Origin of the sequence: Klebsiella sp. GW_Kp182, assembly GCF_040062275.1 — a bacterium.
Taxonomy (GTDB): Bacteria; Pseudomonadota; Gammaproteobacteria; order Enterobacterales; family Enterobacteriaceae; genus Klebsiella; species Klebsiella michiganensis.
On sequence record NZ_JBEAFQ010000004.1, the window covers coordinates 103891 to 125495 of the forward strand.

A 21605-nucleotide genomic window follows, 5' to 3' on the forward strand; every position below is an offset into this window, starting at 1 on the left:
TGAATGGGTGCCGCGGTACCCTCTGCAGTAAGGAATAGATATGATGCAATCGCAAGACCGCGATGCCGTCGCACTCAGCGCCCGTACGCTGGGGGCGTTGTTCTCTTATGCTCCGGGCAGCGAGCAGGCTGCTCCGCTGGTTGCCGCCCTGCGCGACGGCAGCTGGCAAAGTCAGTGGCCCTGGCCGGTCGCGAACGGCCTGGCGGCGCAGTTCGCTCTCGAAGACGATGAACCGCTGGCGGACGCCTGGCAGCGGCTGTTCATCGGCCCGTGGGCGCTGCCTGCGCCGCCGTGGGGCTCCGTCTGGCTGGATAAAGAAAGCGTGCTGTTTGGCGACTCTACGCTGGCGCTGCGCGAGTGGATGCGGGCTAACGGCATCGGTTTGTCTGAGCAACGCGCTGAACCGGAAGACCACTTCGGTACGCTGCTGCTGCTGGCGGCCTGGCTTTGTGAATCCGGTCAGGATGAGGCATTTAACCAGCTTCTGGCCTGGCATCTTCTCCCGTGGTCGGGCCGCTTTCTGAGCGTGTTTATTGCCGGGGCGGGAAACCCTTTTTATCAGGCTCTTGGTCAGCTGGCGCAAGAAACGCTGACGCGATGGCAGGCGCGGCTGCCCTGCGCGGTCGCGGATAAGCCGCTCTACCGCTAATGCCCTGACGTTATGCCCGCCCGCCGGGCATAACGCATTTCGTGACAACGTCACCTTTAGCCTCTTTCGCACTTATCGCTTTTGCGTCTATGCTTATTCCCGGTAAAAATAAGCCCCATTCCCCGTTAACCGAATTCGCTGATGCATCGTCTTCACGCTTATCCTGATGTTCAGGTTATGTTTCGCCGCATGATTATCGCCATGCTGGTCGGCGTCCTCGCCGCGCTCGCGGTTGCCCTGTTTCGCCATGCGATGACCGGTCTGGAAAGCCTGTTTCTGAGCAATGACAGCGGAAGCCTGGTGAACGCCGCCGAGTCGTTGCCACCATGGCGTCGGTTGCTGACGCCCGCGCTTGGCGGCCTTGCGGCTGGCGCCCTGCTCTGGCTCTGGCAGCGCCGCACCCTTGCGCGGCCCCGTGCGCCAACCGACTATATGGAAGCGCTCGAGACCGGCGACGGTGTGTTTGATACGCCAGCCAGCCTGGTAAAATCGCTGGCCTCTCTGCTGGTGGTGACGACCGGCAGCGCCATCGGTCGCGAGGGGGCGATGATCCTGCTGGCGGCGCTGGCCGCGTCGCTGTTCGCCCGCCGCTTTACGCCAAAAGAAGAGTGGAAGCTATGGGTAGCCTGCGGTGCCGCCGCCGGGATGGCCAGCGCTTACCACGCTCCGCTGGCCGGGAGCCTGTTTATCGCCGAGATCTTATTCGGTACCCTGATGCTGGCTTCGCTTGGCCCGGTGGTGATTGCCGCGGTGGTGGCCCTGCTGCTGACCAATCTGCTGAACGGCGATTCGGCTCCGCTGTATCACGTTGAATTCCACGAAACCCTGAGCGCGACGCACTATGCGCTGATGCTGGCGACGGCGCTGCTGGCCGGGCTTTGCGGGCCGCTGTTTATCTGGCTGATGAGCTATAGCCACCGGTGCTTTGTCCGGCTGCGCCTGTCGCCTCCGTGGCAGCTGGCGCTGGGCGGACTTATCGTCGGTCTGCTGTCGCTGCTCGCGCCGGCCGTCTGGGGAAATGGCTATAGCGTTGTGCAAAGCTATCTTCTTTCGCCGCCGCTCTTCAGCGCCATGATTGTGGTGTTTGTCTGCAAGCTGCTCGCCGTGCTGGCCAGCAGCGGTTCCGGCGCGCCGGGCGGCGTTTTTACCCCAACGCTGTTTGTTGGGCTGGGGATTGGCATGCTGTTCGCCAGCCTGACCGGACTATGGCTACCTGATTACCAGGCTATCGCGATAGTGGTTGGCTTAACCGGCATGGCGGCGTTTCTGGCAGCCACCACCCACGCGCCGATTATGTCCACGCTGATGATTTGTGAAATGACCGGACAATACGTTTTACTGCCCGGTTTACTGATTGCCAGCGTACTGGCGTCGGTGCTGTCGCGGACGTTACGCCGGGATTCTATCTACCGCCATCACCTCGCCGAGTATCGATAAGTCGATATACTGGCTCAGTTCACGCTGCTCCGCGCGCGGTAAGTAAGGCAGTTCACCGATCAGCGGCGCCGGCAGCTTTTTGCTCAGCACCTCGATGATTTCAGCATAATGCGCCAGGCCTGGGTTAATCCGGTTGGCCACCCAGCCGATCAGCGGCAGGCCGTCGTTGGCAATCGCCTGCGCGGTCAGCAGAGCATGATTGATACAGCCTTCCTGAATGCCGACGACCATTAACACCGGCAGCTGTTCCTGCACCACCCATTCCGAAAGCGGACGCAGGTCGTTCATCAGGCTGCGCCAGCCGCCGGTACCTTCAACCACCACATGTTCAACCTGGCCGCTGAGGCGCTGGAGACCATCCGACAGCAGTCCGTAGTTGATCGGGCAACTGTGCGCCACGCTGCTTTCATCTTCGCTTAACGCGATGGGATTGACAGCTTCATACGGTAACACCAGCGATGACACGCTCTGTAAGACCAGCGCATCTTTGTTCCGCAGTCCGTCCGGCGTCTCTTTACTGCCCTTCGCCACAGGCTTGTACCCGGCGACGCTTTTGCCGCTGGCAGCCAGTGCCTGCAACAGCGCACGGGAAACCACCGTCTTGCCGACAGCGGTGTCAGTACCTGTTATGAAGAAACGCTTAAACATCACTAACCCCACAGTTATGTTGATGAAATATACGGGAGAGAAATAATCAACTGTGGAAAAAGTCTACGCGATGCTGCCGGAAGCCAGCTTGAGATAGCGCAATTTTTGGTGTGAATATGAAAAAATGTTAACCCTGTAACAGTCGTATCAGCAGCGATCCGTTATAGAGGGCATCCTTTACCAGGGCCGCGCCAGCCATCGTTCCCCGGTTAGAAAACTGGGTGCTTTCCACGGCAATATGTCGGCTGTAGGCTGGTAACGATTGTTGTCGAATACAATCAGATATTGCCGGAAACAGAATATCCGCGGCGAGATTGAAGGGAGAGCCGATAAGGATTTTCTGCGGGTTAAAGAGGTTAACCATAATCGCCAGAATCCGTCCAACGTGGTTCCCGACGCCGCTGATAATGTCCCGCGCCAGTAAATCCCCCTGCAGCGCGGCCTGACATAGCCATTCAACGCTCAGCGGCTGCTGATGCAGCATTGAGCTCATCGACTTTGCCATGCGGATCTGCGCCAGTTCCAGCACGCTCTCCACGCTGGCAATGGTTTCCAGACAGCCATGGTTACCGCAATAGCAGCGTTTACCATACGGGTCGACCTGGGTGTGGCCGATTTCGACCAGACTGCTGCTGCCCGCGTGCAGCAGACGACCGTCGGTGATCACGCCCGCGCCAACGTTATGGTCGATCACCACCTGAATCACATCTCGCGCTCCCCGGGAGGCGCCAAACAGCGATTCGGCCATGGTCCAGGCGCTGATATCGTGCTGAATGTAAACCGATACGCCGGTATGATTGGCTAAGATTTCGCCCAGCGGCATGTCCTTAACGTCTTCATAAAACGGCATCCGGTGGATGATACCGTGCTCGGTATCGATGATCCCCGGCATGGTGACGGCGATGGCGGTTAAACGCTCCAGCTTCTTTTGGTGACGAATAAAGAACTGGTCAACCTGATCGAGCAGCCGGCTCGCGAAGGGCTGAACGTGCTGTAACGCCAGTTCCAGCTGCTCTTCCACCACCAGCGCGCTGCTTAAATCCCGTAGCGCGAGGTGGATCTCGCCGCGGCTGATGCGGATAGAGAGGTAGTGCCAGGCTTCGGTTTCCACCATCAAGCCAACGGCAGGCCTTCCCCGGCTCCCTGGCTCCTGGATTTCCGTCTCCTGGACCAGATGCGCTTCCAGCATTTCGCGGACGATTTTGGTGATGCTGGCAGGGGCCAGCTGCGCGAAGCGCGAGAGGTCGATGCGCGACACCGGGCCAAGCTGATCAATCAGGCGATAAACCGCGCCCGCGTTGGTCTGCTTAATTTGATCGATATGGCCTGGCTGACTGTCCGCTACCACCGTTGACTCCCTTTATTTTCGCGCTTCGAAATAAACTGATGGCTATGGTGAAGCACTTCAACGGTACTCGTCAAATTTTTGCTTAGCCTTGTGATTTACCGCACATTTTTAGCCGTTATTTGTCCTAAATGTCTCATGTGGCGCTGGCAAGCAGCGATTCACGAAAACGCCGGGCCGCTTGCCCCTGTTCGTGATGCTTCGACCACACCAGCCACATTTCCGACACCGCGTCCTGCTCTTCGATCGGCAGCCAGCACATTTCCAACAGCTGGACCCGCCTGAAGGACGCCGGTAAAATCGACACGCCAAGCCCGGCGGCCACCAGGCCGATAATCGTCATTGCCTCCCCCACCTCCTGGGTGATGGCTGGCGTCAGGTCGTAGCGGCGCATCAAGCCCAGAATGTCGTCATACAGCCCGGTACCCACATGGGGATCGAAAAACACGAACGGCTCCCGCGCCAGTTCCCGCAGGCTTACGCGCGGCTTGCTGGCCAGCGGATGATCGCGGGGCACCATCGCCAGCAGCGGTTCGCGCAGCACTCTTTCCCAGACCAGGGTATCCGGCAGCTGGGTATTACGCATCAGTCCCAGATCCAGCGCGCCCTCGTTCAGCGGCACAATCTGCTCGCGCGTGTTGGTTTCCCGCGTCTGAATATGTACATCGGGATAGCGGCGGCGAAAGGTCGACAGCGTGTCGGAAACCGCCTTGATAAAGGGGGCCGATGAGGTAAATCCAATGCGCAGCTCGCCGGTTTCGCCGTGGTGAAGCCGAGCCGCGCGCGCGGCAGCATCATCGACCTGCGAGAGGATCTGCCGGCTATCGGCGAGAAACTGCCTTCCGGCTTCGGTCAGGCTGACGCTGCGATTAGTACGAGCAAACAGACGCGCGCCAATTTGCTGTTCAAGGATTTGAATCTGCTGGCTAAGCGGCGGCTGAGAGATATTTAACCGCGCCGCCGCATGGCCAAAATGGAGCTCTTCCGCCACGGCAATAAAATAGCGCAGATGGCGCAGTTCAATATTCATATTTAAAACGTCTTATTTGAGATTATTAATATATTAGACAGAATATTTACATTTTCATACCCTGAATAAGTGGCCATTGCGGTCACTTAACTCTCTGTATATCAGCAAGGATTTTTCCGTGAGTCGTACAACTACCGTTGACACCGCCCCGGCAAACGACGTCAGCGACATCATCGCTCCTCAGCCAAACCAGTTTATCAAACGCGGTACTCCGCAATTTATTCGCGTCACTCTCGCCCTCTTTTCTGCCGGACTGGCGACGTTCGCGCTGCTTTATTGCGTCCAGCCGATCCTCCCGGTGCTCTCCAGTGAATTCGGCGTCTCACCGGCCAGCAGCAGTATCTCGCTGTCGATTTCCACGGCGATGCTGGCGGTCGGCCTGCTGTTTACCGGTCCGCTGTCCGACGCCATTGGCCGCAAACAGGTGATGGTTACCGCGCTGGTGCTAGCCTCCTGCTGCTCACTGCTGTCGACGATGATGTCCAGCTGGCATGGGATCCTGATGATGCGCGCCCTGATCGGCCTGTCGCTGAGCGGCGTGGCGGCGGTCGGCATGACCTATCTGAGCGAAGAGATTCACCCCAGCGTGGTGGCGTTCTCAATGGGTCTTTATATCAGCGGAAACTCCATTGGCGGCATGAGCGGCCGTCTGCTGACGGGGGTATTTACCGATTTCTTCGGCTGGCGGATAGCGCTGGCGGTCATTAGCGGCTTCGCGCTGGCGGCCGCGCTGATGTTCTGGCGCATCCTGCCGGAATCGCGCCACTTCCGTCCAACCTCGCTGCGGCCAAAATCGCTGCTGATCAACTTCCGCCTGCACTGGCGCGATCGCGGGCTGCCGCTGCTGTTTCTTGAGGGTTTCTTGTTAATGGGGTCATTCGTGACGCTGTTTAACTATATCGGTTACCGCCTGATGCTTTCGCCGTGGTCCCTCAGCCAGGCGGTCGTTGGCCTGCTATCGGTGGCCTATTTGACCGGTACCTGGAGTTCGCCGAAAGCCGGGGCCATGACCGTTCGCTACGGTCGCGGCCCGGTGCTGCTGTTCTCGACTGCGGTGATGCTCGGTGGCCTGCTGCTGACCCTGTTCTCGTCGCTGTGGCTGATTTTTATCGGCATGCTGCTGTTTTCCGCGGGTTTCTTCGCGGCCCACTCGGTGGCCAGCAGCTGGATTGGCCCGCGCGCGCGTCGTGCCCGCGGCCAGGCGTCATCGCTCTATTTATTCAGCTACTATCTGGGTTCCAGCATGGCGGGGACGTTAGGCGGCGTATTCTGGCATAACTACGGCTGGAACGGCGTAGGTGGGTTTATCGCGCTGATGCTGCTGGCGGCGCTGCTCACCGGCGCGTGTTTACACAAGCGACTGAAATAACGCAGATTAACGTGGCCTGAAACGGGCCACGCTCTTCACCACATCCCCAGTACCGACGACATTCCCAACAGTTCTCTAACGGCATCGACGGAAAGCAGTGCTATAAACAGCCAGGTAAACGGATTCATAATCCACCTCGCATCGGCGGCCTGTGCCTGCATTAAGTTTAGCCGTAGTTCAGAGAAAGCGTCTGCTACTTTACGCACATCTGGATTATTTCGAGCCAAACATAAAATACGCAATCGATTAATCACTACATTATGCTGATGCTTGCGTCGAGCGGGCAAGCCGACGCTGTGGGCAATTTCCCATTAACGTCGGGGTGATTTATGTCGAAAGCGCCCGCATCCCTCGACCCCACCGGCGGATCGCGATAGTGTAGGCCCACGAAAAAGCTTTTGTTCACTTGCCACCGTCAGAGTGTAAACATGACCGAAAATAAAAATTATCATCAGCTTACCCGCACCTTCCAGCGACTCTCCCGCTTTTCGCATCTTTCCGCCATCGCCGGCTGGGATATGTTCGCCATGATGCCCCCCGGCGGCAGCGCGGCCCGCGGCGAAGCGCTGGCCGAGCTTGGCGTTTTGCAGCATCAGATCCTGACCGATAAAAAAGTGGGTGAATGGCTGCAGAATGCGCTTCAGGAAGAGCTAAATGATGTGGAACAGGCCAACCTGCGCGAAATGACCCGCCAGTACGAACAGGCGGCGCTGCTGCCGGAAAGCCTGGTGGAAGCGAAATCGCTGGCAGGTAGCCGCTGCGAGCACGCCTGGCGCAGCCAGCGTCCGGCGAACGACTGGCAGGGTTTTGCCGAGAACCTGCGTGACGTCGTCAAACTGAGTCGCGAAGAGGCGCAGATTCGGGCTGCGGCAAAAGGCGGTTCCCGCTACGACGCGCTGCTGGATATTTTTGAACCCGATATGACCAGCGCCCGTCTTGACGTGCTGTTCGCGGACCTGAAATCCTGGCTTCCTTCGCTGCTGGAGAAGGTGGTTGAGAAGCAGGCGCAAACGCCGCTCATCGAACCTCAAGGGCCGTTTCCGATTGCCGACCAGCGCGAGCTGGGGCTGGAGGCGATGCGCGTGCTGGGATTTGATTTTGACGGCGGACGCCTGGATATCAGCGCCCACCCGTTCTGTGGCGGCGTGCCCCAGGACGTCCGTATCACCACGCGCTACAACGAAAACGACCTGCTCAGCGCGCTGTTTGGCGTCATTCACGAAACCGGCCACGCGCGCTATGAACAAAACCTGCCGCGCAACTGGCTCGATCAGCCCATTGCCCTCGCCCGCTCCACGGCGATCCATGAATCGCAAAGCCTGTTTTTCGAGATGCAGCTTGGCCGTAGCGACGCCTTCCTGCAGCGTCTGCTGCCAACGGTACGCCAGTACTTTGGCGAACAGCCGGCCTTTAGCCGCGAAAACTTCATCGCATGGAATCAGCGCGTCAAGCCGGGCTTTATCCGCGTCGACGCTGACGAAGTGAGCTATCCGGCACACGTTATTCTGCGCTACGAAATTGAACGCGCGCTGATTGATGGCGATATTGAGGTCGAGGATATTCCGGCGCTGTGGGATGAAAAAATGCAGCACTGGCTGGGACTTTCCACCCTCGGCAACTATCGCGACGGCTGTATGCAGGATATCCACTGGACCGACGGCGGTTTTGCCTATTTCCCTTCCTACACGCTTGGCGCGATGTACGCCGCTCAGCTGATGGCTTCCGCCAGACGGGCGCTGCCGCAGCTGGAAAGCGATATCGCCAACGGTAACTTCAGCGCCCTGTTTGACTGGCTGCGGCAAAATATCTGGCAGCACGGTAGCCGTTTTACCACCTCGCAGCTGATTCAGCATGCAACCGGAGAAGACCTTAACAGCGACTATTTCCGCCAGCACCTTACCTCGCGTTATCTGTAAATCACCGGCGTCGGGCCGCGCCCGACGCCGTGTCCCATTGTTGTAGCAGCGCGTTGTACATATGGTTACACGCCGATACCAAACACTCACGGAAACCTCGATAAGACAGGCATATAGTTCTTTCAACGGCCCCGCAGTGGGGTTGAAACAAGAAACCTTTTCGAGGATATCAGAATGAAAAAAGTATTAGCTCTGGTCGTTGCCGCTGCAATGGGTCTGTCTTCTGTTGCTTTCGCTGCCGATGCTGCCACCACCACGACTCCGGCGCCGGCTGCTGCAACTCACAGCACCACCGCTAAAGCGACCCACAACAAGAAACACCATACCGCCGCTGCGAAACCGGCTGCTGAGCAGAAAGCACAGGCTGCGAAAAAGCACAAAAAAGCAGCCGCTAAACCCGCTGCCACCCAGAAAGCGCAGGCCGCTAAAAAGCACAAAAAAGCAGAAGCTAAACCGGCTGCCACCCAGAAAGCTCAGGCCGCTAAGAAACACAAAAAAGCCGCTGCTAAACCAGTAGCTCAGAAAGCACAGGCAGCGAAAAAACACCACAAAACCACCAAACATCATACCGCTAAACCAGCTGCACAACCGGCTGCTTAATCTCCCGGGTTAAGCGATGTGATATGATATCGGCGCTGGCTTCAGCGCCGTTTTTTTCTGGAGAGCACCATGCTGCGGCGCTATCGTTTTGAGCTCATCCTGATCCTGCTGATTATCTGCGCGCTGGTCGCCAGCCGTTTTTTTCTTTACTAAACCTATTGCTGCCACAGGTTGTCGCCGAGACCGTCGTCAAACGTTTGACGTAACGCGCCGCTAGCCAACGACGAACCGCCAGAATATCAAGCGAAAGCACGCTCCGGTCGATACGCACCCACACCGCCGTCAACAGCCCCAGACAGCAGCCGATACCGTCGGCGATATGAATAGACTGCGAAAAAAAGAGAATATCGTTGGGGTCGCTTAATGCGGTCGCCAAACCTGCCATCACCCCGCTACGCTTTGTTGTTACCTGCTGCGCAACGGCACCTTCACGCAACATTACCGGCAGCGTTAGCGCCCGGAAGATAAAATGTAAGGGACGAAGATTTTGCTGACGAGAACACCGGCGGCCTGCCCGGGGATTTATCTATCAATCAAACGCCGGTACGGGCGGCGCTGGCCGCAAAACGCGCTCAGCCCGCCGCTTAAACCTGCCTGGTTCCGCCACGATGAGGCCGCGGATTAAAGAACGTGAACCGCCGTCACCAGCAGATAGCCCGTCGCGCCCCAAATCATTGCTGATACCAGCGAAACGTAAACCAATGCGCGAATACCTTGTTTAGACATAAATCCTCCCGTACATCGGGTGTTTGACATTGCAGATATCATCGCCGGGATAACATCTCTGTTTGCTCAACAAGGTGATAGCAATAACAACGTTTTCGGTGAGAAAATGTTTCGCTTTGAAAGTAAGTGATAAACAGGTAAAGAAGTCCGATTTTCCTGTGAAGATATCTCTTTTTTTGCGTGATATTGGCCGTTTTCGCCATTAACTGCCTTGAGAAAAAGCTGAACCGCAAATCCTTTATTCGGCACCCGCCGGTTGTACGTTCGGATACACGATTTATGTTGCTTCCGCTGCCCTTTTCTGCGGAAATAACGCCGCAGGAAAATGGCGTTAACATATTGAATTCACGCCATTCATCCGTAAGCGACTGGCGTTTTTTGCTGATTTCGCCTGCCGCCTGGCTTAATTAAAATTATTCTTAACTTTCATAAACTTAAATCTGCTGCTACTTTCAATATACATAATTATCTCCCCAGAGAGTGATATGCGTAGAGACGTCCTGTTATTACTGTGTTCAATTTCCCTGTTTCCAGCGCTGGTCCAGGCCGACGATGATGGCATGAGTGCAAAAGATATTAAGACGCTGTTTTTTGGTCACGACGACCGAAAACCGGTCAGCAACCCCACGGACGATCCCTGGGATGCGATTGGGCAACTGGAAACCGCCAGCGGTAATCTCTGTACCGCCACGCTTATCGCCCCCAATCTGGCGCTCACCGCCGGGCACTGCCTGCTCACGCCGCCCAAAGGCAAACCGGATAAACCCGTCGCGCTGCGTTTTATCTCGCGTAAAGGCGGCTGGGTGTACGAAATTCACGGTATTGAAGGCCGCGTAGATCCTTCGCTGGGGAAACGGCTTAAGGCGGACGGCGATGGCTGGATAGTTCCCAGCGCCGCGGCGCCGTGGGATTTTGGCCTTATCGTGCTGCGCTACGCCCCTTCCGGCATTACGCCGGTGCCGATTTTTAGCGGCAGCAAAGCCGATCTGACCGCCGCGCTAAAAACCGCAGAACGAAAAGTGACTCAGTCTGGCTATCCGGAAGATCATCTGGATAATCTCTATACCCACCAGGATTGCGTAGTCACCGGCTGGGCGCAGACATCGGTGCTCTCTCATCAGTGCGATACGCTGCCGGGGGATAGCGGCTCGCCGCTGCTGCTGAAAACCGACGACGGCTGGCAGGTGATTGCGGTGCAGAGTTCGGCGCCTGGACCAAAAGATCGCTGGCGGGCGGACAACCGCGCCATCTCCGTCACCGGCTTTCGCGATAAGCTTGAAGCGCTGGCTGCCCAGTAAGCGGTCAGCCTTGCTGCTGGCGCAGCTGCAATAACGACGCGACGGGCATCGGCTCACTGAAGAAGAAACCCTGCAATCTGTCGCATCCCGCCCGCCGCAGCAGCGCCAGCTGTTGCTGATTCTCAACGCCCTCCGCCACCACCGTGATGCCTAACGCTCCGGCAATACGGACGGTCCCGCGCACCAGCTCCGCCGCCTGGGTATCCACATCCACCAGCCCGGCCAGGGATTTGTCGATTTTAAGACTGTCGAAGCTGAAGCTGCGTAAATAGCCGATGCTGGAATAGCCGGTGCCAAAATCATCGAGCGCCACCGCGATGCCAAGCGCCCTTAAGTTCTCAATGGCCGACTTCGCCCGCTCGGGATTCTCCAGAACGTAGCTCTCCGTGACTTCGAGCTGTAACCGACGGGCCGGGAAATGACAGCGGCCCAGCACCTGCACCACCCGCGACTCAAACTCCGGATCGCGGAACTGCGCCGGGGAGATATTCACCGACAGCAGCAGATCGTCCAGTGGCTGCAGTTCGCTACAGGCGCGTTCAAGCACAAACTGGCCAAGCGCGTAGATCAAACCGCTACTTTCGGCGATACCGATAAACGCATCCGGCGGCAGTGCCCCCTGAGGACGCCGCGGCCAGCGCAGCAGCGCTTCCACGCCTTCCATAACCAGCGTATCGGCGTTGACAATCGGCTGATACCAGACATCAAACTCTTCGTTCTCCAGTCCCTGACGAATGCCATTTTCGATATTCAGCTGATACTGCCGCGCGTCGCTGAGCGCTTCGTCATACCAGGTCGTGCGCCCTTTGCCGGTTTTCTTCGAATGGTACATGGCAATATCAGCGCGGCGAAAAAGCTCGGTGCTGGAGCAGCTTGCCGGGAGGCCGCTGGCGATACCGATACTGGCGCTGATATAAATTTTTCGCTCGTTGAGGATAACGGGCGCTTTTAACAGTTCCAGTACCGCCCAGGCAAAAGCCAGCGCCTGATTTACCGCCTGTTCGCCGCTTACCGTCATCGCGAACTCATCGCCGCCCATACGCGCCAGCATCCCTTCAGGCGGAACGCGCTCCCGAAGTTCTTTAGCGATATGAATAATCAGCGCATCGCCAACGTCATGGCCGTAGTTATCATTAACATCCTTAAAGCCGTCGAGATCGATAAATACCACGCTTTGCATTTGGTGTTGGGAGGTTTCGCACACCTGGTTAAGGCGTTCGATCAGCGCCCGTCGGTTTGGCAGGCGGCTCAGCCAGTCGGTCATGGCACTGTCGCGCGCCAGCTTTTCGCCGCGCGCCAGCTTGTAAAGCCCGAGGTAGCTGAAGAGAATAAACAGCAGGATCAGCCCAGCCGCCACGGCGGCAATCAGCCGCATACTGTCGGAGGCCGCCCGCGCGGCTTCCGCGCCGGGAAGCCCCGGCTGCCAGCTCAGGTAACCCACGATCTCCCCGGCCTGGGTGCGTAGCGGAATACTGTATTCACCGCCGCCTGGCGTGACGTGCAGGTTGCGAATCTGAAACGTGTCGCCCAGGCGCTCAAGCATTTGCGAGTTGATATGGCGGGTGATCGCCAGATAGCGACGCGTATCATCATGCACCTGTAGCCGCCCTGCCGTCGGGCGAATCAGGCCAATACCAATAAACGCAATACCGGCGCGGGTTCGCGTGATGCCGGCATAAGCGCTTTTACCGCTGCGCAGCGCGGCGGCATGCTGCGAGATAAGCGCACGAAAACCGTTGCCGAGGAATTGGGCATCCTGCTCGGTAAAGCTCTCACTGCGAAACGATCCCCACAGCACCCGATAGTGCTGGTCGAGTACGAAAGTGCCGTCATAGAGATTATTGATTTTAAAACCCGATCCCCATGAGTTGTAGAGCCATTGCGGATCGAGCCTGTCGGCATAGGTCTGATGCACCGCATCATCCCAGATAGCGTTATCCATCACCAGCGACAGCACGCGGTTCACCGAGGTCTGCACCGCCCCATCCACCGATAGCACGGAACGATGCTTATCAATTTCGTTTGCTTTCAGGCCGATCAGGTGTTGGGTGAGATAAAGAAGCGAAACAATGGACACGATTAAGCCGATCCCGGCGAGGACAATCATGATGGACAGCGTTCTGGCGGAGGGAATATTGCGCCAGCCTGGCAAATGAATCATGTTCTGCCCTCATATCGGCCGGCAGCAAAATACGCCGAACTGGCTCTTTTTTAAGCGTAATACAGAGAGCAGAATTTGCCGCCCGCATTCACAGGCGGCATCATATCAGGCGAGTTTAATTAACACCATGCCGACCACCAGCAGAAGCAGACCGGCCCAGCCTTTATGATTCAGCCGCTGGCCAAACAGCACCCAGCCGGCGGCAATGGTCGCCGCGATACCGAAACCGCCCCACAGCGCATAGGCCACCGACAGGTCAATTCCTTTGACCGCCTGCGAAAGCGCGCTAAAGGCGCCCAGGACCGCCGCCAGCGACATAATGCCGTAGAATTTACGTCGAAAGCCGTCGGAAAATTTCAGAAAAACGTTGGCCAAAATTTCCAGCGCAATCGCCAGCGCCAGCCAGGCGGCGTGGACCCACTCAAACTGTTGCATGCGCTTTCTCCTTGCCCGGCTTCACCGCTTTCTGCGTCCCCGATTTAATCAAAACAATCCCGGCGACCAGGGTCACCAGGCCGGCGATTTTTATCGTCGACAGCGTCTCATCAAACAGCAGGACGCTGAAGATAGTGATCAGTAAAATGCCGATCCCCTCCCAGAGGGCATAGGCCACGCCGAGGGCGATTTTTTTCACCGCGAAAGCCAGAAAAATATAAGAAAGCGCGATCATGACCAGCATTAAAATAAAACCAGTATGGCCGCCGCTTACGCTTGCCCATTTCATCGACAACGTGCCGGTAATTTCAGCAACGATAGCTAAAGCTAATAAAATCCAATAAAACATGATCCCTTCTCCTGCTTGAGAATATAATCCATGGCGGCTTACAGAGAAGTAAACCGGAAAAATTCTGACGTTAAATTAGCCGTGCGCAGCGCGCCAGCTCAGGCAGAGAGAAGAAGACTAAAGCGCCGAGCGCCAGTGCTGCTCGCCGAGAAAGCGGGAGTGAGAGAGGGATACTGCAGGGTGAAAAGAAATATACATCCTGAACTGATTGTCCATAAAATTACAATTATCCGCGGTATTGCTTCTCGTCATTTGCGGATCAAAATTGTCCTCTGTAGTTATACACACGCAGATTTGTACCATAACGCCACATTTAACTCAAAGTCTTTGCAGTTCTTTACCTCTGGTATTTGATTTGGATTAGTTTTTTCCGATCGCAATCACCATTATGATATCGTTCCGGCCATTATTGATTAATTGGTCGTTTTTTTTCATTTTAGCGGACGCGACGCGCTGAGACGCCGACTTTGCCAACGTCTACAATGACTCACATTAGACCCCATTTTTTCTCTCGCAGGGAGCGGTATGGCCAAACCCATCATCACGCTTAACGGCTTAAAAATAGTCATCATGCTCGGCATGCTGGTTATCATCCTGACAGGCATTCGCTTCGCGGCGGATATTATCGTTCCTTTTGTTCTGGCGATCTTTCTGGCGGTGGTGATAAACCCGCTGGTTCAGCTCATGGTGCGCTGCCGGGTACCGCGGGTGCTGGCTATTTCGCTCCTGGTCGGCGTGATTGTCCTGCTGGCCGTTGTGCTGCTGGCCTCGCTCGGCACGTCGCTTAACGAGCTTGCGCGCACCCTGCCGCAGTACCGTAATTATCTCTATGAACCGATGCAGACCGTTGCGCCCTGGCTACAGCGCTTCGGCTTTACCGTGTCGGTGGTGGAGCTGAACAAGTATATTGACCCCAACGCGGTGATGACGCTGGTGACCGGCCTGCTCACCCAGCTTTCCAACGCGATGTCCTCTATCTTCCTGCTGCTGCTGACGGTGGTCTTTATGCTGCTGGAAGTGCCGCAGCTTCCCGCGAAGCTGCAGCAGCTGATGTCGCGGCCGGTGGAGGGAATGGGCGCGATTCAGCGCGCGCTGGATAGCGTCTCCCACTACCTGGTGTTAAAAACCGCCATCAGCCTGGTGACCGGCCTGGTGGTCTGGGGAATGCTGGTGCTGCTGGACGTCCGCTTTGCTTTTATGTGGGGACTGCTGGCCTTTGCGCTCAACTACATTCCCAACATTGGTTCGGTGCTCGCGGCGATCCCGCCGATCCTGCAGGTGCTGGTGTTTGGCGGTCTGTACGAAGCGCTGGTGGTCCTGGCAGGCTATCTGGTGATTAACCTGGTGTTCGGCAATATTCTTGAACCGCGCATTATGGGCCGCGGGCTGGGGCTGTCGACGCTGGTGGTCTTCCTGTCATTGATCTTCTGGGGCTGGCTGCTGGGCCCGGTGGGTATGCTACTCTCGGTACCGTTGACGATTATCGTCAAAATCGCCCTCGAACAGACGGTGGCCGGGCAAAGTATTGCCTTTCTGCTGAGTGATTTGAGTAAAAACTAACGCCATTGCGCACGCTTCCCCGGAGGCGATGCTGACGCATCTGTCCGGGCTACCGGCCCGCAGACGACCCTTAACCTGTAGCCCGGGCAGGCGCTTTGCGCCGCCCCCGGGAGCAGAGCGCGGAGCCGCTGAACTTCCCCGGAGGCGATGCGGCGCATCTGTCCGGGCTACCGGCCCGCAGACGCCCTTAACTGTAGCCCGGGCAGGCGCTTTGCGCCGCCCCCGGGAGCAGAGCGCGGAGCCGCTGAACTTCCCCGGAGGCGATGCGGCGCATCTGTCCGGGCTACCGGCCCGCAGACGCCCTTAACCCGTAGCCCGGCTAAACGCAGTGCGAGCCGGGAAGCCGTGCCAATGCCTCAACCCGGTACGTCCCCTGCTCGTAGACCAATCATTCGCAATCATTATTGATCGTCATCACATCTCTGCCCCGCCAATCATTACTCTTACGCTAACGATTCGCCATCGGCCTTAATTGATGCCCGCCACCTCGCGACGCACACTTACTTCCACACCAGGACAATCAAAACGATTCGTCGAATCAGGAGGTTAATAATGAGTGCCGAACAAACGACGGGACGCGTCTGGAACCGTCGCCGTACGGAAAAACAGCGGCGACTGACCGAGGCGAAGGTCTCGGGCAAAGTGATCCCCACCGACCAGCTGGTCGCCGTTCTTGAGCAACTGCTGGCCCCCGGCGACCGGGTGGTGCTGGAAGGCAACAACCAGAAACAGGCTGATTTCCTCTCGCGGATGCTGGCGGAAGTTAACCCACAAAAAATTCACGACCTGCATATGATTATGCCGAGCGTCGGGCGCAGCGAGCATCTGGACCTCTTCGAAAAAGGTATCGCCCGCAAGCTTGATTTCTCCTTCTCCGGTACCCAAAGCCTGCGTATTTCGCAGCTGCTGGAAGATGGCCTGCTGGAAATCGGCGCTATCCACACCTACATCGAACTTTACTCTCGCCTGTACGTCGACCTGTCGCCAAACGTCGCGCTGATCGCCGGTTACAAAGCCGACCGCAAGGGCAACCTGTACACCGGGCCGAGCACCGAAGATACCCCGGCGCTGGTGGAAGCCGCCGCGTTCCATGACGGCATCGTTATTGCGCAGGTTAACGAACTGGTCGATGACGAGTGCGATCTGCCGCGCGTAGATATCCCCGGTTCGTGGATTGACTACGTGGTCGTCGCGGATAAACCGTTCTTTATCGAGCCGCTGTTTACCCGCGATCCGCGCCTGATTAAGCAGGAACATATCCTGATGGCAATGATGGCGATTAAAGGAATCTACGCCGAGCATCAGGTGCAATCCCTGAACCACGGGATCGGCTTTAACACCGCCGCCATCGAACTGCTGCTGCCGACCTACGGCGAACAGCTCGGCCTGAAGGGCAAAATCTGTAAACACTGGACGCTGAACCCGCACCCCACCCTTATTCCGGCAATTGAAAGCGGTTGGGTCGAGAGCGTGCACTGCTTCGGCGGAGAGCTGGGAATGGAAGAGTACATTCGCGCGCGTCCGGATATCTTCTTCACCGGCGCCGACGGCTCCATGCGCTCCAACCGCGCGTTCTGCCAGCTGGCGGGACAGTATGCGGTAGATATGTTTATCGGCTCGACCTTACAGGTTGACGGCTACGCCAACTCCTCGACGGTGACCCGCGGCCGCCTCTCCGGCTTCGGCGGCGCGCCGAATATGGGCCACGACCCGCACGGTCGCCGCCACGCTACGCCGGCATGGCTCAACATGATCACCGAACCGGATCCGATGCAGCGCGGTAAAAAGCTGGTCGTTCAGATGGTGGAAACCTTCCAGGCGGGCGTGAAACCGACCTTCGTGGAAAAACTCGACGCCGTTGAGGTCGCCAAAACCTCCGGAATGCCGCTGGCGCCGGTGATGATTTACGGCGATGACGTCACCCACGTGCTGACCGAAGAAGGCATCGCCTATCTCTATCGGGCGGAAAGCCTGGAAGAGCGCCGGGCAATGGTGGCGGCCGTGGCCGGGATCACCGATATCGGGCTCGGCGTTGACGCCAAACGCGTGGCCGCACTGCGCCAAAGCGGCAAAGTTGTCTATCCGGAAGATATCGGTATCCGCCGCAGCGACGCCACCCGCTCTCTGCTCGCCGCCGGCAGCGTAGCCGATCTGGTGGAGTGGTCCGACGGTCTGTACAACCCACCGGCAAAATTCCGGAGCTGGTAATGAAAAAACTCTCTCCCCACGTTGCTGAAACCCGGGCCCGCTGGCTGGCCCAGACCGCCAGCGCCTGCCTGGTTGACGAAGCGCGACTCAGCCCCAAGCCGGGCCTGGTGGATAGCCGCGGCAACGGCGCGCATCAGGACCTGAACCTGGCCCTGATGGAGCGTTCGGCCCACAGCCTGCAGCCGACGTTTCACGCGCTGGCTCAGCAGAGCTGGCGGCGTCCGGCCGACGTTGCCCTGCGCGAAACCGTTGGCCGGCTTGGCCGCGAAGGCGAAGCGCGGATGATGCAGGCGACCGCCGGGGTCAATACCCATCGCGGCGCTATCTGGGCGCTGGGCCTGCTGGTCAGCGCGACGGCGATGCTCGGGGAGGAGGGTCAGGCACAGAGAATTACGGAAACCGCCGCCGCCCTGGCCCGTCTGCCGGACGCCTGCGCGCCAAAGACCTTCAGTAAAGGTCTGCGCGCCAGCCGCCGCTGGCAGGTTCCCGGCGCGCGGGAAGAAGCGCAGCGCGCTTTTCCGCACATCACCACCCTGGCGCTGCCGCAGCTATTGCGCAGTCGGGCCGCGGGAGCCAGCGAGGATCAGGCCCGGCTTGACGCGCTGATGGCGATTATGACCTCGCTTAGCGATACCTGCGTGCTCTCCCGCGCCGGAATGGCGGGCCTTGAGGCGATGCGGCAAGGCGCAGGCGAGGTGCTGGCGGCAGGAGGATGTGCGACAGCCAGGGGGCGCGCCGCGCTGGCGCGGCTCGACGTGCAGATGCTGGCGCAGAACGCCTCGCCGGGTGGCGCGGCGGATCTTCTTGCCGCCACCCTGTTTCTCGACCGGGTTTCCGCTTAACGCATTCAGAGGATGTTATGGAACAGATTAAATTGTCATTCCCTGCCAACCGCGCCCTCAGCGGCAAAGCGCTGGCAGGCGTTGTCGGCTCCGGCGATATGGAAGTGCTCTATACCGCCGGACAGAGCGATACGCTCAACGTCGAAATCACCACCTCCGTGGACAACAGCCAGGCGCGCTGGAACGCGCTGTTCGAACGACTGAGCCTGATTAACGGCCTGCCCGGCGGACAGCTGATCATCCACGATTTCGGCGCCACGCCCGGCGTCGCGCGGATCCGTATTGAACAGGTTTTTGAGGAGGTGGCTCATGCGTAACGATCGCAGCTTTATTGAACTCCGCGCCCGTGAACGCGCCCGCACCCTGCTGGATGACGGCAGCTATCGCGAACTGCTGGATCCCTTTGACGGCATTATGTCCCCGTGGCTCGGCGCGCAGGGCATCGTCCCGCAGTCCGACGACGGTATGGTCGTCGCAAAAGGCACCATTAACGGCCAGCCGGCGGTAGTCATTGCCATCGAAGGTACCTTCCAGGGCGGCAGCATGGGCGAAGTCTCCGGCGCGAAAATGGCCGCCGCCCTTGAGCTGGCGGCGGAAGATAACCGCAACGGCATTCCTACCCAGGCGGTTCTGTGCCTGGAAACCGGCGGCGTGCGCCTGCAGGAAGCCAATCTGGGCCTTGCCGCCATCGCCGATATTCACGCCGCGATTGTCGACCTGCGCCGCTACACCCCGGTAATCGGCATTGTCGCCGGTACCGTCGGCTGCTTCGGCGGGATGTCCATCGCCGCGGCGCTGTGCAGCTACCTGATTGTCACCCGTGAAGCGCGTCTGGGCCTCAACGGACCGCAGGTGATTGAACAGGAAGCGGGGATTGAAGAGTACGACTCCCGCGACCGTCCGTTTATCTGGAGCATGACCGGCGGCGAAATTCGCTACGCCAGCGGTCTGGTGGATGCCCTGGTGGGCGATGGCATCAACGCGGTGAAAAGCGCGATGAACGAAGCCATTGCCAAAGGCGTGCCCGCGCAGCATCGCAGCGACAAATATGAAGATTTCCTGACCCGTTTGACCCATTTCGATACCCGCCAGCAGGCGGATACCGCTCAGATCAAACAGCTATTCGCCCGGGAGGAGAAATAATGAGCCAGTTCACAAACCGCGCCGCGCTGTGGCTAAACCAGCTGGCGCCGAACGCCCCGCTAATGACCGGTCTGTGCCCCTCGGTGCAGGTTGCCGATGCCGATTTTAACGGTGAAACCGCCCGTTTTATCGCCGTGGTGCCGGATGCTAATAACCATTATCCACGCGCCGCTCAGGGTGAAGTCGGCCTGCTCGAAGGCTGGACGCTGGCCAAAGTGGTCAACGAAACCATCGACGCCGATGCCAATAACGCGGTGAAGCGCCCGATTATCGCGGTTATCGATGTCCCCAGCCAGGCCTATGGCCGTCGCGAAGAAGCGTTCGGTATTCATCAGGCGCTGGCGGGCGCCGCGGGCGCCTACGCCAAGGCGCGGCTTGCCGGACATCCGGTGATTGGCCTGATCGTCGGCAAAGCGATGTCCGGGGCGTTTCTCGCCCACGGCTACCAGGCCAATCGTCTGATCGCCTTTAACGACGCCGGGGTACTGGTGCATGCGATGGGTAAAGAGTCCGCCGCGCGGATCACCCTGCGCACCGTTGAGGCGCTGGAGAAACTGGCGGCAACCATTCCGCCGATGGCCTATGACGTCAGCAACTACGCAACGCTCGGCCTGCTCTCCGCCCTGCTGGATATCAGCAATCCTGACGCGCCGGACGCCCGCGATCTGACGCTGGTCACCGACACCCTGCGCGACGCCATCGCTGACGCCCGCCGGGATGTCTCGCTGAAGTGCCGCCTTGGCGCGGAGAACCGCCGTAGTTCCCAACAGGTGCGCGATCGCATGCGCGCCAGCTGGTAGTCAGTCCCTAAGTAGAAGAAAACCTGCCGGAAGCGGCCGCCCGGGGCGCCATCGCGCGCCCCGGAAATAAACCGCTTTTAGAAATTATAACAATCGCGCCAGTACTCTATTTTCATTTACAGGTGATTTATGACTTATGTGATTATTCATGCCCTCGCGCCGATTTTTGTCATCATGCTGCTGGGCTTCTGGGCCGGCAAGGCCAAAATGGTCGATAACAAAAACGTCTCTTTACTCAACATCTTCGTGATGGACTTCGCCCTGCCCGCCACGCTGTTCAGCGCCACGGTACAAACGCCGTGGAGCGGTATTGTCGCGCAATCGCCGCTGGTGCTGGTGCTGACCGGGGCGATGTGGATTACCTATGCGGCCATCTACTTCCTCGCGACCCGCGTCTTCAAGCGCTCGCCGCAGGATGCCGCCGTGCTGACCCTGACCGTCGCGCTGCCTAACTACGCCGCGCTTGGCCTGCCGATTCTGGGCAGCGTGCTCGGCGAAGGCGCATCCACCTCCCTTTCCGTCGCCGTTTCCATCGCCTGCGGATCGGTACTGATGACGCCGTTCTGCCTGCTGATTCTGGAACGTGAAAAAGCGCTCGCCGCCGGAGAGAACAGCGGCTCGACGCTGGCAATGCTGCCGGTTCTGATGTGGCGTTCGGTGAAAAAACCGATTGTCTGGGGTCCGCTGCTGGGGGTCGTGCTTTCGGCCATCGGTATCAAAATGCCGGATCTGCTGCTCGCCTCTATCAAACCGCTGGGCCTGGCGGCGACCGCCGCCGCGCTGTTCCTGACCGGGGTGATTCTGTCGGCGCGTAAGCTGCAGCTCAATGCGCTGATTGCCACTTCCACTATCGTCAAACTGCTGGTGCAGCCGTTTATCGCCTGGGGTCTGGTGATGCTGCTGGGGCTGCACGGCTCTATCGCCATTACCGCCATTCTGATGATTGCGCTGGCGGCCGGTTTCTTTGGCGTGGTCTTCGGCAACCGCTTTGGCGTGCAGTCGCCGGATGCGGAAGCGGTGCTGCTGTTAAGCTCGGTTCTGTGTATTCTGTCGCTGCCGCTGTTTATCACCTTAACGTCAGGAATCTAA

The 21605-nt window shown here is 58.4% G+C and carries 21 protein-coding genes; 13 read left to right on the top strand and 8 right to left on the bottom strand.

All coding sequences use genetic code 11. From position 1 onward, the window contains the following. The first annotated feature begins 40 nt into the window (after nucleotides 1-40). Complete coding sequence (gene dmsD, locus ABLU88_RS06080; RefSeq protein ID WP_025105784.1) at nucleotides 41-649, top strand: Tat proofreading chaperone DmsD; 609 nt, start codon at nucleotides 41-43, stop codon at nucleotides 647-649. Between the two features lie 141 nt (nucleotides 650-790). Then, nucleotides 791-2086, top strand: a complete 1296-nt coding sequence (gene clcB / locus ABLU88_RS06085) for a voltage-gated ClC-type chloride channel ClcB (RefSeq protein WP_014838621.1) — start codon at nucleotides 791-793, stop codon at nucleotides 2084-2086. Here clcB and bioD read toward each other — a convergent pair. From bioD to ABLU88_RS06100, 3 genes are all read right to left on the bottom strand, one after another. Then, nucleotides 2039-2734: a dethiobiotin synthase gene (gene bioD, locus ABLU88_RS06090; protein ID WP_004851267.1), complete on the bottom strand. Its 696-nt coding sequence runs from the start codon at nucleotides 2732-2734 to the stop codon at nucleotides 2039-2041. The genes clcB and bioD overlap by 48 nt on opposite strands. Nucleotides 2735-2861: 127 nt before the next feature. After that, a complete protein-coding gene (mlc, locus tag ABLU88_RS06095) occupies nucleotides 2862-4082 on the bottom strand; it encodes a sugar metabolism global transcriptional regulator Mlc (RefSeq protein ID WP_014229533.1) in 1221 nt (406 codons plus the stop codon). A gap of 133 nt (nucleotides 4083-4215) precedes the next feature. Next, the gene (locus ABLU88_RS06100) at nucleotides 4216-5109 is read right to left on the bottom strand and encodes a LysR family transcriptional regulator (protein ID WP_025105786.1); all 894 of its coding nucleotides are present in this window, start codon (nucleotides 5107-5109) and stop codon (nucleotides 4216-4218) included. A gap of 118 nt (nucleotides 5110-5227) precedes the next feature. On the opposite strand from ABLU88_RS06100, the gene ABLU88_RS06105 reads away from it, so the two are divergent. After that, complete coding sequence (locus ABLU88_RS06105) at nucleotides 5228-6478, top strand: MFS transporter (RefSeq protein WP_014229535.1); 1251 nt, start codon at nucleotides 5228-5230, stop codon at nucleotides 6476-6478. 35 nt (nucleotides 6479-6513) lie between these two features. Here ABLU88_RS06105 and ABLU88_RS06110 read toward each other — a convergent pair whose 3' ends face one another. After that, a complete protein-coding gene (locus ABLU88_RS06110; RefSeq protein ID WP_004851273.1) occupies nucleotides 6514-6606 on the bottom strand; it encodes a hypothetical protein in 93 nt (30 codons plus the stop codon). Nucleotides 6607-6906: 300 nt separating this feature from the next. Here ABLU88_RS06110 and ABLU88_RS06115 point away from each other — a divergent pair, with 300 nt between their 5' ends. Beyond that, a complete protein-coding gene (locus ABLU88_RS06115) occupies nucleotides 6907-8394 on the top strand; it encodes a carboxypeptidase M32 (protein WP_348836220.1) in 1488 nt (495 codons plus the stop codon). 174 nt (nucleotides 8395-8568) lie between these two features. Further along, the gene (gene asr, locus ABLU88_RS06120; RefSeq protein ID WP_348836221.1) at nucleotides 8569-8994 is read left to right on the top strand and encodes an acid resistance repetitive basic protein Asr; all 426 of its coding nucleotides are present in this window, start codon (nucleotides 8569-8571) and stop codon (nucleotides 8992-8994) included. A 112-nt stretch (nucleotides 8995-9106) separates the two neighbouring features. Here asr and ABLU88_RS06125 read toward each other — a convergent pair whose 3' ends face one another. Further along, nucleotides 9107-9433, bottom strand: a complete 327-nt coding sequence (locus tag ABLU88_RS06125) for a hypothetical protein (protein ID WP_348836222.1) — start codon at nucleotides 9431-9433, stop codon at nucleotides 9107-9109. A gap of 772 nt (nucleotides 9434-10205) precedes the next feature. On the opposite strand from ABLU88_RS06125, the gene ABLU88_RS06130 reads away from it, so the two are divergent. Next, nucleotides 10206-11018, top strand: a complete 813-nt coding sequence (locus ABLU88_RS06130) for a serine protease (protein WP_014229539.1) — start codon at nucleotides 10206-10208, stop codon at nucleotides 11016-11018. 4 nt (nucleotides 11019-11022) lie between these two features. Here ABLU88_RS06130 and ABLU88_RS06135 read toward each other — a convergent pair whose 3' ends face one another. The 3 genes from ABLU88_RS06135 to mdtJ all read right to left on the bottom strand — a co-directional run bounded on the left by ABLU88_RS06135 (nucleotide 11023) and on the right by mdtJ (nucleotide 13963). Further along, nucleotides 11023-13179 (bottom strand): bifunctional diguanylate cyclase/phosphodiesterase, encoded by a 2157-nt coding sequence (locus ABLU88_RS06135; RefSeq protein WP_064377287.1) that lies wholly within the window; start codon nucleotides 13177-13179, stop codon nucleotides 11023-11025. A 105-nt stretch (nucleotides 13180-13284) separates the two neighbouring features. After that, nucleotides 13285-13614, bottom strand: a complete 330-nt coding sequence (gene mdtI / locus ABLU88_RS06140; protein ID WP_004851284.1) for a multidrug/spermidine efflux SMR transporter subunit MdtI — start codon at nucleotides 13612-13614, stop codon at nucleotides 13285-13287. Then, nucleotides 13601-13963 carry a multidrug/spermidine efflux SMR transporter subunit MdtJ gene (gene mdtJ / locus ABLU88_RS06145; protein WP_004851286.1) on the bottom strand — a complete coding sequence of 121 codons (363 nt, stop codon included), beginning with the start codon at nucleotides 13961-13963 and terminating at the stop codon, nucleotides 13601-13603. Before mdtJ ends, mdtI begins: the two co-directional genes overlap by 14 nt. Before the next feature lie 525 nt (nucleotides 13964-14488). On the opposite strand from mdtJ, the gene ABLU88_RS06150 reads away from it, so the two are divergent. The 7 genes from ABLU88_RS06150 to ABLU88_RS06180 all read left to right on the top strand — a co-directional run bounded on the left by ABLU88_RS06150 (nucleotide 14489) and on the right by ABLU88_RS06180 (nucleotide 21605). Continuing rightward, complete coding sequence (locus tag ABLU88_RS06150; protein ID WP_004119683.1) at nucleotides 14489-15523, top strand: AI-2E family transporter; 1035 nt, start codon at nucleotides 14489-14491, stop codon at nucleotides 15521-15523. A 552-nt stretch (nucleotides 15524-16075) separates the two neighbouring features. After that, entirely contained in the window at nucleotides 16076-17731 is a 1656-nt protein-coding gene (gene mdcA / locus ABLU88_RS06155; protein WP_004851289.1) for a malonate decarboxylase subunit alpha, read from the top strand. Then, nucleotides 17731-18573: a triphosphoribosyl-dephospho-CoA synthase gene (locus ABLU88_RS06160; RefSeq protein WP_103814302.1), complete on the top strand. Its 843-nt coding sequence runs from the start codon at nucleotides 17731-17733 to the stop codon at nucleotides 18571-18573. Before mdcA ends, ABLU88_RS06160 begins: the two co-directional genes overlap by 1 nt. Nucleotides 18574-18590: 17 nt before the next feature. After that, nucleotides 18591-18890 carry a malonate decarboxylase acyl carrier protein gene (gene mdcC / locus ABLU88_RS06165; protein WP_004102520.1) on the top strand — a complete coding sequence of 100 codons (300 nt, stop codon included), beginning with the start codon at nucleotides 18591-18593 and terminating at the stop codon, nucleotides 18888-18890. Further along, nucleotides 18883-19716, top strand: coding sequence for a biotin-independent malonate decarboxylase subunit beta (locus tag ABLU88_RS06170; protein WP_004851300.1), 834 nt, complete (start codon nucleotides 18883-18885; stop codon nucleotides 19714-19716). The genes mdcC and ABLU88_RS06170 overlap by 8 nt, the downstream gene beginning before the upstream one ends. Beyond that, nucleotides 19716-20516, top strand: coding sequence for a biotin-independent malonate decarboxylase subunit gamma (gene mdcE, locus ABLU88_RS06175; RefSeq protein WP_049082734.1), 801 nt, complete (start codon nucleotides 19716-19718; stop codon nucleotides 20514-20516). Before ABLU88_RS06170 ends, mdcE begins: the two co-directional genes overlap by 1 nt. A 129-nt stretch (nucleotides 20517-20645) precedes the next feature. Next, a complete protein-coding gene (locus ABLU88_RS06180; RefSeq protein ID WP_004851304.1) occupies nucleotides 20646-21605 on the top strand; it encodes an AEC family transporter in 960 nt (319 codons plus the stop codon).